This window comes from Providencia sp. PROV261 (genome assembly GCF_028477945.1).
GTDB classification, from domain to species: domain Bacteria; phylum Pseudomonadota; class Gammaproteobacteria; order Enterobacterales; family Enterobacteriaceae; genus Providencia; species Providencia stuartii.
The window spans coordinates 40,100-49,670 of record NZ_JAMPMC010000033.1; the positions used below are offsets into that span (position 1 = coordinate 40,100).

The 9,571-nt window shown below is 39.4% G+C and carries 10 protein-coding genes; 4 read left to right on the top strand and 6 right to left on the bottom strand.

Annotated features, from left to right (window positions below; all coding sequences use genetic code 11):
• Positions 1-9 precede the first annotated feature (9 nt).
• From chbR to chbG, 3 genes are read left to right on the top strand one after another with little or no spacing between them, the layout of a single operon-like run.
• Complete coding sequence (gene chbR / locus PR675_RS16695) at positions 10-861, top strand: transcriptional regulator ChbR (RefSeq protein WP_014657692.1); 852 nt, start codon at positions 10-12, stop codon at positions 859-861.
• A 56-nt stretch (positions 862-917) separates the two neighbouring features.
• Positions 918-2,306, top strand: a complete 1,389-nt coding sequence (locus PR675_RS16700; protein WP_060560936.1) for a 6-phospho-beta-glucosidase — start codon at positions 918-920, stop codon at positions 2,304-2,306.
• A complete protein-coding gene (gene chbG / locus PR675_RS16705) occupies positions 2,303-3,058 on the top strand; it encodes a chitin disaccharide deacetylase (RefSeq protein ID WP_060560935.1) in 756 nt (251 codons plus the stop codon). The genes PR675_RS16700 and chbG overlap by 4 nt, the downstream gene beginning before the upstream one ends.
• Before the next feature lie 40 nt (positions 3,059-3,098).
• On the opposite strand, the gene proS is transcribed toward chbG, so the two are convergent.
• From proS to metN, 6 genes are all read right to left on the bottom strand, one after another.
• Positions 3,099-4,826 carry a proline--tRNA ligase gene (gene proS, locus PR675_RS16710; protein WP_004916715.1) on the bottom strand — a complete coding sequence of 576 codons (1,728 nt, stop codon included), beginning with the start codon at positions 4,824-4,826 and terminating at the stop codon, positions 3,099-3,101.
• 121 nt (positions 4,827-4,947) lie between these two features.
• A complete protein-coding gene (gene tsaA, locus PR675_RS16715) occupies positions 4,948-5,670 on the bottom strand; it encodes a tRNA (N6-threonylcarbamoyladenosine(37)-N6)-methyltransferase TrmO (RefSeq protein WP_060560934.1) in 723 nt (240 codons plus the stop codon).
• Between the two features lie 7 nt (positions 5,671-5,677).
• Positions 5,678-6,082 carry an Rcs stress response system protein RcsF gene (gene rcsF, locus PR675_RS16720; protein ID WP_004916709.1) on the bottom strand — a complete coding sequence of 135 codons (405 nt, stop codon included), beginning with the start codon at positions 6,080-6,082 and terminating at the stop codon, positions 5,678-5,680.
• Positions 6,083-6,223: 141 nt separating this feature from the next.
• Entirely contained in the window at positions 6,224-7,045 is an 822-nt protein-coding gene (locus tag PR675_RS16725; protein ID WP_036943442.1) for a MetQ/NlpA family lipoprotein, read from the bottom strand.
• A gap of 62 nt (positions 7,046-7,107) precedes the next feature.
• Positions 7,108-7,761 (bottom strand): methionine ABC transporter permease MetI, encoded by a 654-nt coding sequence (metI, locus tag PR675_RS16730; protein WP_004916702.1) that lies wholly within the window; start codon positions 7,759-7,761, stop codon positions 7,108-7,110.
• A complete protein-coding gene (metN, locus tag PR675_RS16735) occupies positions 7,754-8,785 on the bottom strand; it encodes a methionine ABC transporter ATP-binding protein MetN (RefSeq protein WP_004916698.1) in 1,032 nt (343 codons plus the stop codon). The genes metI and metN overlap by 8 nt, the downstream gene beginning before the upstream one ends.
• 170 nt (positions 8,786-8,955) lie before the next feature.
• On the opposite strand from metN, the gene gmhB reads away from it, so the two are divergent.
• Positions 8,956-9,522: a D-glycero-beta-D-manno-heptose 1,7-bisphosphate 7-phosphatase gene (gene gmhB, locus PR675_RS16740; RefSeq protein WP_004916695.1), complete on the top strand. Its 567-nt coding sequence runs from the start codon at positions 8,956-8,958 to the stop codon at positions 9,520-9,522.
• Positions 9,523-9,571: the final 49 nt, after the last annotated feature.

Sequence of the window (9,571 nt, forward strand, 5' to 3'; positions counted from 1 at the left end):
GGGATGATGATGCAGCCGACACTAAATGTTAATAACTCAAATATAGAGATTAAAATGGTCTATGAGAATGATATATTTAATGACAAGGATTTCCATGTTGTTATTTATAATAAAACAGAAAGTGCAACAGGGCTGCATCAGCATGATTATTATGAATATACGATTGTCCTAACAGGGCGTTATTATCAAAAAATTAATGGCAGAAAAGTATTGCTTGAACGAGGGAATTTTGTTTTTCTGCCAATTGGCTCTCATCATGAAAGTTTCTATGACTTTGGAGCAACAAGAATTTTAAATGTTGGTATAAGAAAGTCATTCTTCGAAAAATATTTTTCACCCTTATTACCATCATTTTTTGTTGCCTCTCAAGCCTACCCATTAAAAAATGAATTTATGGCTTATATAGAATCAGTGATTGCGTCATTAAACTTTCGTGATAGTGAATTTAATGAGTTTATTGAGGTAGTAACCTTTAATGTAGTCAATAGACTACGTCATTATAGAGAAAGCAAAGTCTATGATGATACGCCACAATGGCTAAAAAACACGATTGAAGAAATGCATGAAATTGCAATGTTTAATGAAAATGCGTTAGAAAATATGGTGACAATAACAGGGAAGTCACAAGAGTATTTAACTCGTGCCACAAAGCGCTATTGCGGAAAAACGCCAATGCAAATCATTAATGAAATTAGAATTAATTTTGCTAAAAAACAGCTAGAAATTACAAATTATTCAATCACTGATATTGCATTTGAATCAGGTTACAGTAGCCCTAGTTTATTTGTGAAAAAATTTAAAGAGGCGACATCATTAACACCAAGTGAATATAGAAAAAGCCTACAGTCAAATTTTTATTAAAGATATCCAGTGAAAATGATAGCCAATGTTTATTAATAAAATAGGTAGGTGTTAATATGGTGCATAAATTAAAAGTCGTCACTATTGGTGGTGGAAGCAGTTACACTCCTGAATTAATAGATGGTTTTATTAAACGTTATCATGAACTACCGATTAGTGAACTTTGGCTGGTTGATATTGAAGAAGGAAAAGAAAAACTCGATATCATTTATGAGCTAGGGTTGCGCATGATAAAAAATGCCAATATACCGTTAAAACTCTATAAAACATTAGACCGCAAAGCTGCACTAAAGGATGCTGATTTTGTGACGACACAGCTACGTGTCGGGTTATTAAAAGCAAGAGAGAAAGATGAAGTAATACCATTACAATATGGATACTTAGGGCAAGAAACGAATGGAGTAGGAGGCTTATTTAAAGGGTTACGTACCATTCCGGTAATTTTTGAGATCCTTAAAGATGTTGAAGCTCTCTGCCCCCAAGCCTGGGTGATTAATTTTACCAATCCAGCAGGAATGATAACCGAAGCAGTATACCGGCATACGCAATTTAGACGTTTTATAGGCGTTTGTAATATTCCAATTGGCCTGAAAATGTTTATTACGGATGTGCTCGGTTTAACAAAAAAAAATAATTTGTCGATAACGCTTTTTGGCTTAAATCATATGGTATTTATCAAAGACATTTTTGTCGACAGCGTGTCTCGCTTTGATGAAGTACTTAATGGCATTATTTCGAAAGCTTATAAAGCAAGCTCGGTAAAAAATATTACAGGTTTACCCTTTGATAGTGGGTTATTGAAGGCCTTGAAATTAATTCCATGCTCATACTTACAGTACTATTTTAAGTATAAAGAAATGCTCGCGATTGAAATGGCGGAATTCTATAAAGAAGGCACCAGAGCGCAAGTTGTACAAAAAATTGAAAAAGAGCTTTTTGAATTATACCAAGATCCCGAATTAAAAATTAAACCAAAACAGCTTGAATTGCGGGGGGGAGCTTATTATTCAGATGCCGCCTGTGAAGTGATAAATGCACTGTATAATGACAAGCAGACCGAGCATTATGTGAATATTCCCCATAATGGTCATATTAGTAATATCCCTGCAAATTGGGTTGTCGAAATGACCTGTAAATTAGGGCGTAATGGCGTTACACCGCACGAAAGAGTGACTCAGTTCGATGAAAAAGTTCTCGGCTTAATTTATAGCATCAAAGAATTTGAAATAGCCGCGAGCCAAGCGGCAGTGAGTGGTGATTTTAATGAGCTTTTATTAGCAATGAACTTAAATCCTTTAGTTCATTCAGACAATGATGCTCGGGATATGGCTAAAGCACTTCTTTTAGCCCATAAACATTATTTACCGAATTTTTCTAAGGTAATTAAATATCTTGAAGAAGAGGGGAGTGCGAATAAACCCCATCTTAATGGCATTGCAGTATGACGAGTTTACTTATTGTGAACGCAGATGATTTTGGCTTATGTAAGTCAGTCAATTATGGGATCTTAGAGGCTCATCGAAATGGTATTGTGACATCAACTACGGCCATGGTAAATATGCCTAGTATCCAACATGCGGCACAATTAGCCACAGAGCAGCCATTATTGGCTGTAGGAATGCATTTTGTCCTTACAATGGGGAAACCGTGTTCGCCAATGCCTTCGCTTGTGCGTAACGGTATATTAGGGAAGTGGATATGGGAGATGGAAAAATCAGATCAACTTCCTATAGCCGAAATAGTGCAAGAGCTACACTGCCAATATAATCAGTTTATTGATATTTTTGGTAAACCCCCCAGCCACATTGATAGCCATCATCATGTACATATGATGGCGCCCCTTTATCCTTTAATGGTCGATTTCGCCAATCAAAAAGAGATAGCATTACGGGTTGGTTACCACAATAAAATAAAAAATACTCAAGTACGTACAACAGATGCGTTTTCCGCTGACTTTTATGGGGAGCCAAATAGCATATCAGAGTCGCTTTTTTTAGAAATACTCCATAAGGCAAAGCAACGAGGGGAGCGTTCTCTCGAAATAATGTGCCATCCCGCATTTATTGATAATGAATTATTAAATAGCGGCTATGTGTATTCCCGAGTAAAAGAGTTAGACGTTTTAACGTCAAAAAACTTAAAAGCGGCTATTGCTGAGAAGGGGTTTTTACTTGGTTCGTATTTAGATTTATCATAAATATGCCCAACCTATCAGGTAATAGGTTGGGCAGGAAGGATTAGCGCACAGTATTTGCGAGCTTCTCTTTTAAGAAACTGACAACATTATCAAGACCGATAAGGGCTTTTTCATCATTACGGCGAGCTTTATACTCAACTTGATTATTGTCTAAGTTACGGTCGCCAATAACAATGGTGTATGGAACACCGATAAGCTCCATATCAGCAAACATAACGCCTGGGCGCTCTTTACGGTCATCAAAAATAACGTCAATACCTTGTGCTTTTAAGTCAGCATACAGTTTTTCCGCGACTTCTTTGACTCGATAAGATTTGTGCATATTCATCGGCAGGATCGCAACATGGAATGGCGCAATCGCATCTGGCCAAATGATACCACGCTCATCGTGGCTCTGTTCAATTGCCGCTGCAACAATACGCGTAACACCAATACCATAGCAACCCATGGTTACGATTTGATTATGACCTTCTTCATTTTGTACTGAAGCTTTCATCGCTTCTGAATACTTAGTCCCCAGTTGGAAGATATGCCCTACTTCAATACCACGCTTAATCAGCAATGTGCCTTTGCCGTCTGGGCTTGGATCCCCTTCAACAACATTGCGTAAATCGAACGTTTCAGGTTGTGCTAAATCACGTTCCCAGTTGATACCAAAGTAGTGTTTGCCATCGATATTGGCACCTGCACTAAAGTCACTCATTACGGCAACACTACGGTCAATCACCATTGGCAGAGGCATATTGACAGGGCCTAATGAGCCCGGCGCTGCTTTAACTGCCGCTTTGATTTCTTCTTCAGATGCAAACTCTAATGGGCTAGAGATCCATGGGTGTTTTTCCGCTTTAACTTCGTTTAATTCATGATCGCCACGAATTAATAAGGCAACTAATGTGTGCCCAGACTCTTTTTTAGCTCTAACAATGAGTGTTTTAACGGTTTTTTCGATAGGCAAACCGAATTGCTCCACCAACTCCGCAATAGTTTTTGCGTTTGGTGTATCGACAAGGCGCATTTCTTCTGTTGGCGCTGAACGTGGTGTTAGCGGAGTGATGGCTTCAGCCAGCTCAATATTTGCTGCGAAATCAGAGCCTGTAGAGAATACGATATCGTCTTCACCGCTTTGCGCAAGCACTTGGAATTCGTGAGAAGCACTGCCCCCAATTGAGCCTGTGTCAGCTTGTACAGCACGGAAATCAAAACCGATACGAGTAAAAATTTTGCTGTAGGCTTCATACATTGCATCATAGGTTTCTTGCAATGATTCTTGCGATGTATGGAAAGAGTAAGCATCTTTCATAATAAATTCACGTGAGCGCATGATACCGAAACGTGGGCGCACTTCATCACGGAATTTTGTCTGAATTTGGAATAAATTCAGTGGTAGCTGTTTGTATGAAGTAATTTCATTACGCACTAAATCAGTAATGACTTCTTCATGGGTTGGACCTAAAACGAAAGGGCGCTCGCCACGATCAGCAAAACGCAGTAATTCAGGACCATACTGCTCCCAGCGACCACTCTCTTGCCACAAATCAGCGGGTTGAACAACGGGCAAAGACACTTCAATTGAGCCCGCATTTTCCATTTCTTCACGGACAATGTTTTCGACTTTACGCAGAACACGGACACCAGTCGGTAACCAGTCATAAAGGCCAGATGCAAGTTTACGGATCATTCCTGCACGAAGCATCAATTGGTGACTGATCACTTCGGCATCTGCAGGAGTCTCTTTTAGTGTTGAGAGCAGATATTTGCTAGTACGCATTGTATAGGTTCCATTAGAACAACGGGTGATGGCAAAAATGTTCTTGCCAACTTAATCTAGGCTGCAAAAGCAGCATGATAAAACAGCTAGTCTACCAGCGACCGTGCTTTGCCAAAAGGGGTTAGTCGATTTTTTCATAAGGTTCGATGGCGAACACTTCTGTTATATTATTGAGCACTCTCCAACGCACATTAAAATCGAGTAAATGCACAGCATAGTTACGCTCTTCAGTCATAGCCTGTTTCTTGTAGGCTGGACGTGGATCTTGCATGAGAACTTGCTGTATAAATTGCGCGATCCCAGGGTAGCTTGTTTGGTATTTTAATAAATCTTGCTGAACTTGGGGATGAAAAATCACTTGCATATCATCCGCCGGGGCATCTTGAGCAAAACCAGCCTGTGCTGTAGGGATAGCTTCAGCAAAAGGTAAGTATGGTTTGATATCAATGACTGGAGTGCCATCAACTAAATCTAAACTCCCTAACTCCAAAATAATTTGATTATTATTTTGGCTTATTCCTTTTAATTCAATTAATGACATGCCAATTGGGTTTGGTCTAAAGGTTGAGCGTGTAGCGAAAACGCCCATTTTCTCATTACCACCAAGCCGAGGAGGGCGCACTAGTGGTTTCCACCCCCCTTGCATGGTTTGGTGGAAAACAAATAGTACCCAAATATGGCTGAACTGGTCTAAACCTCTAATCGAATTAGGATCATTATAGGGAGGATGCAAATGCAATCGCCCCGAGCCACCTGGAACAAGTCCAGGTTGGCGTGGGATGGCAAATTTTTCCTTATAGGGGGATTCAATATGCCCAATTACATTACATTCGAACGATTTCATTAGGTATTTATTCGACAATTTTTATCGCACTACCTTCACAAATCGTTGCTTGGTAGCAACCAGGAGAAGCCATTGTTTGGCATTGATGCAATACAACAGCATCGGCGGCGATATACGCTGCTTTGGTTAACATACTTTTCTTCGCAGTATTCAGATTTGCTGGTGGGCTTTGAAGGCTTTCACGACATGATTGACCTGAAACAACACCTAAATCTTTAAATGGCATTCCCAATAGCTCTTCAGGGCTGTTCATGAGTTTTACATTTGTCGTGCTAGGTTTGGTGTCTGTTTTTGGTACTGGTTTTGAAAGCTTCATACTTGTGAAGCCTTTATTTGGACCCTGATGAATGTATTGATTCATTCCACACCCAGCGAGAACAAAAGTTGCTAGGGTGAGCAATAACAATCTCATAAGTTTTTCCTTTTTTAATCTTATAGTCTTATAGGTATTGGGAAAATGATATTTGCTATGTGTTGTCTTTATATAATACAAAAAATACTAGGTGGCACTGACCACCTAGTATATTAATCGCTTTTTTACTAATAAAAAAGATTACCAGCCTTTAACTGCACCACCATCAAAGACTTCATCTGCCTTCTTAGCAACTTCATCTGATTGATATGCTTGAACAAACTTCTTCACATTCTCATTATCTTTATTATCGTCACGAGTCACAATAATGTTGACATAAGGAGAATCTTTATCTTCTACAAATAAACCATCTTTTGCTGGCGTCAGTTTAGGCGTTGCGCTGCTCGCCCAAGTTGTGTTGATGATGGCCAGAGCAATTTTTTTATCATCCAATGCACGTGGCAATTGTGGTGCTTCTAATTCAACAAATTTCAAGTTCTTAGGGTTTTCGACCACATCCAAAGCGGTCGGCATTAAACCAGTACCTTCTTTCAGTTTAATTAAGCCTTGTTTTTCTAGCAGAAGTAGTGAACGACCTAAGTTAGTTGGATCGTTAGGCAACGCAATTTGTGAGCCATCGGCAAGTTCATCAACTGATTTAATTTGTTTAGAGTATGCCGCGATTGGGTAGATAAATGTATTACCTACAGGCACTAATTTATAGTTACGATCTTTAATTTGCTGATCAAGATACGGTTTGTGTTGGAATGCGTTGGCATCAAGATCACCTTTGCTTAAGGTTTCGTTTGGTAGAACAAAGTCATTAAACGCAACCAGTTCGACATTCAAACCATATTTTTCTTTTGCTACTTTTTGTGCAACTTCAGCAACTTCTAGCTCTTTCCCCATAATAACACCGACTTTGATGCTATTGGGATCTTTTTCTTTTTCGCCACAACCCGCTAGAACTAATGATCCTAATAGCGCGCCGACAACTGCGATAGATTTCAACTTAATAGACATAGATATACCCCTTAAATGCTTTTCTTTATAGCACCTTAATAACGGCGCTGCTATTTTACGGACTATTTATGTGACACTTTTTTCATTAAGTATTCACCAGTAAATTGAATGGCGAAAACTAAGATGACTAACAGGACAAGTACGGTATTCATCACTAATGGATTATAACTGTAATAACCATACTGCATTGCTATTTGGCCTAGGCCACCTGAACCGACAGCACCGCCCATTGCAGAATACCCAACCAGCATAATTAAGGTGATCGTTGCAGCGTTGATGATCCCAGGTAAAGACTCAGGTAATAGAACCTTTTGAATAATTTGCAGTGGTGTAGCGCCCATGGCTCTGGATGCTTCAATCAAACCACTTGGTACTTCTAATAAGGTATTTTCAACCATACGAGCAATAAAAGGGATTGCACCAACAGTAAGGGGAACAATAGCACCTTCAATGCCGATTGCTGAGCCGACTAAAAACTTGGTAAATGGGCTTATCCAGACTAATAGAATAATAAATGGTATTGAACGGAAAATGTTCACTATAGCCGAGATCACCGCATAAAGAGCCGTATTTTCCATGACTTGCCCTCGGCGAGTCACATAGAGTAGAACCCCTGTAGGTACGCCCATGATAAAACCGAGGATCGCCGAAACGAAAGTCATAATAATAGTATCAATCGTTCCCGATATAAGCAGTGAAATCATTCCATCAGACATAACCCAAAACCTCTACTTTGACATGATGCTCTTTCAAAAATTCAATGGTTGCTTCAACACCGCCATTAACCCCATGTAATTCAGCGAGCATGACGCCAAATTTTACGCCACCGGCATAGTCAATTTGTGAACTTAATATATTGATATCGATGTCAAATTTACGAACAGCCATAGAAATTAGTGGTGCATCAACAGATTGCCCTGTGAATTCTAGCTTCAATAAAGGCGATAAATCTGCTGCTGGTTCATTTTTGAGTCGTTCTTTATAGTCATCAGGAATATCAATGACCAACGTTGATTTAATAAACTCTTGTGCTACAGGCGTTTTAGGATGAGAGAAAACTTCACTCACTTTATCTTGTTCAATCAACTGACCGCCACTAATGACAGCGACTTGGTCACAAATATTCTTCACCACATCCATTTCATGGGTGATTAAGAGAATAGTTAGCCCTAAACGGCGGTTTATATCTTTGAGTAACTCTAAGATGGAGCGTGTTGTCGCAGGATCCAGTGCACTCGTAGCTTCATCACATAATAAAACTTTTGGCGAGTTGGCTAATGCACGCGCGATTGCTACACGCTGCTTTTGCCCTCCCGAAAGATTCGCGGGATAAGCATCTTTTTTCTCTGTTAGGCCAACAAGATCCAGTAATTCGCTAACACGCGCTTTAATTTTATCTTTAGGCGTATTATCTAGCTCAAGTGGCAGTGCCACGTTATCAAATACGTTCCTAGAAGATAGCAAATTAAAATGTTGAAAGATCATGCCAATACCACGACGTGCTCTCGTCAAAGATTTTTCAGGTAAAGCCGTTAAATCTTGACCGTCAACGATAACTTGCCCAGAGGTAGGGCGTTCAAGCATATTTACACAACGGATTAGCGTACTTTTACCCGCGCCAGAAGCACCGATAACACCATAGATCTGTCCAGCAGGAACATGCAGGCTAATATCTGTAAGTGCCTGAATGTTACGGCTTCCTTGCTGGAAAACTTTATTAATATTTGAGAGCTTTATCATTTATTTCTTCTAAGTATATAGGAATCAATTTTTAGATGTCTAAATCTAATATGGTTGGATGTTAAGGCGTCTAGACGTCTAAGTCAACAAGGTTTGGTTTATTTATTCTATTCTCATTTATTTTCTTTTCATGAGATACTTAAAACTCATTTAGTTTGAGGAGTAAATCGGTGAGTAAAGGCATACCAGCAATCTTTTTAGATAGAGACGGTACAATCAATATTGATCACGGCTATGTACACAAAATAGATGACTTTCAATTTATTGAAGGTGCCATTGAAGCCATGGCTGAGTTAAAGAAAATGGGTTACGCGCTTGTCGTAGTGACGAACCAATCAGGCATCGGTAGAGGGATCTATTCTGAAGATAGTTTTATGCAACTGACAGAATGGATGGATTGGTCATTAGCCGACCGCGGTGTTGATCTGGATGGCATCTATTTTTGCCCTCATCACCCAGAAGCTAAAGATAAAGAGTATCGTCAAGATTGCGATTGTCGTAAACCTAAACCCGGCATGCTGCTAGATGCTCAATCATTTCTTAATATAGATATGGCATCTTCTATAATGGTGGGAGATAAATTAGCAGACATGCAAGCAGGGAAAGCAGCAAAAGTGGGTACAACTATTCTAGTGAAAAGTGGTGAAGCGGTATCAGAAGAAGCGATTGCGAATGCCGATATGGTGATTGAAAGTATCGCAGAGCTACCAAAAGTAGTAAAAAGTATCAAAAAATAGGCTTTGTGAGTGATATTTGACCAAGTGATAATTTTTTTTCAAAAAACAC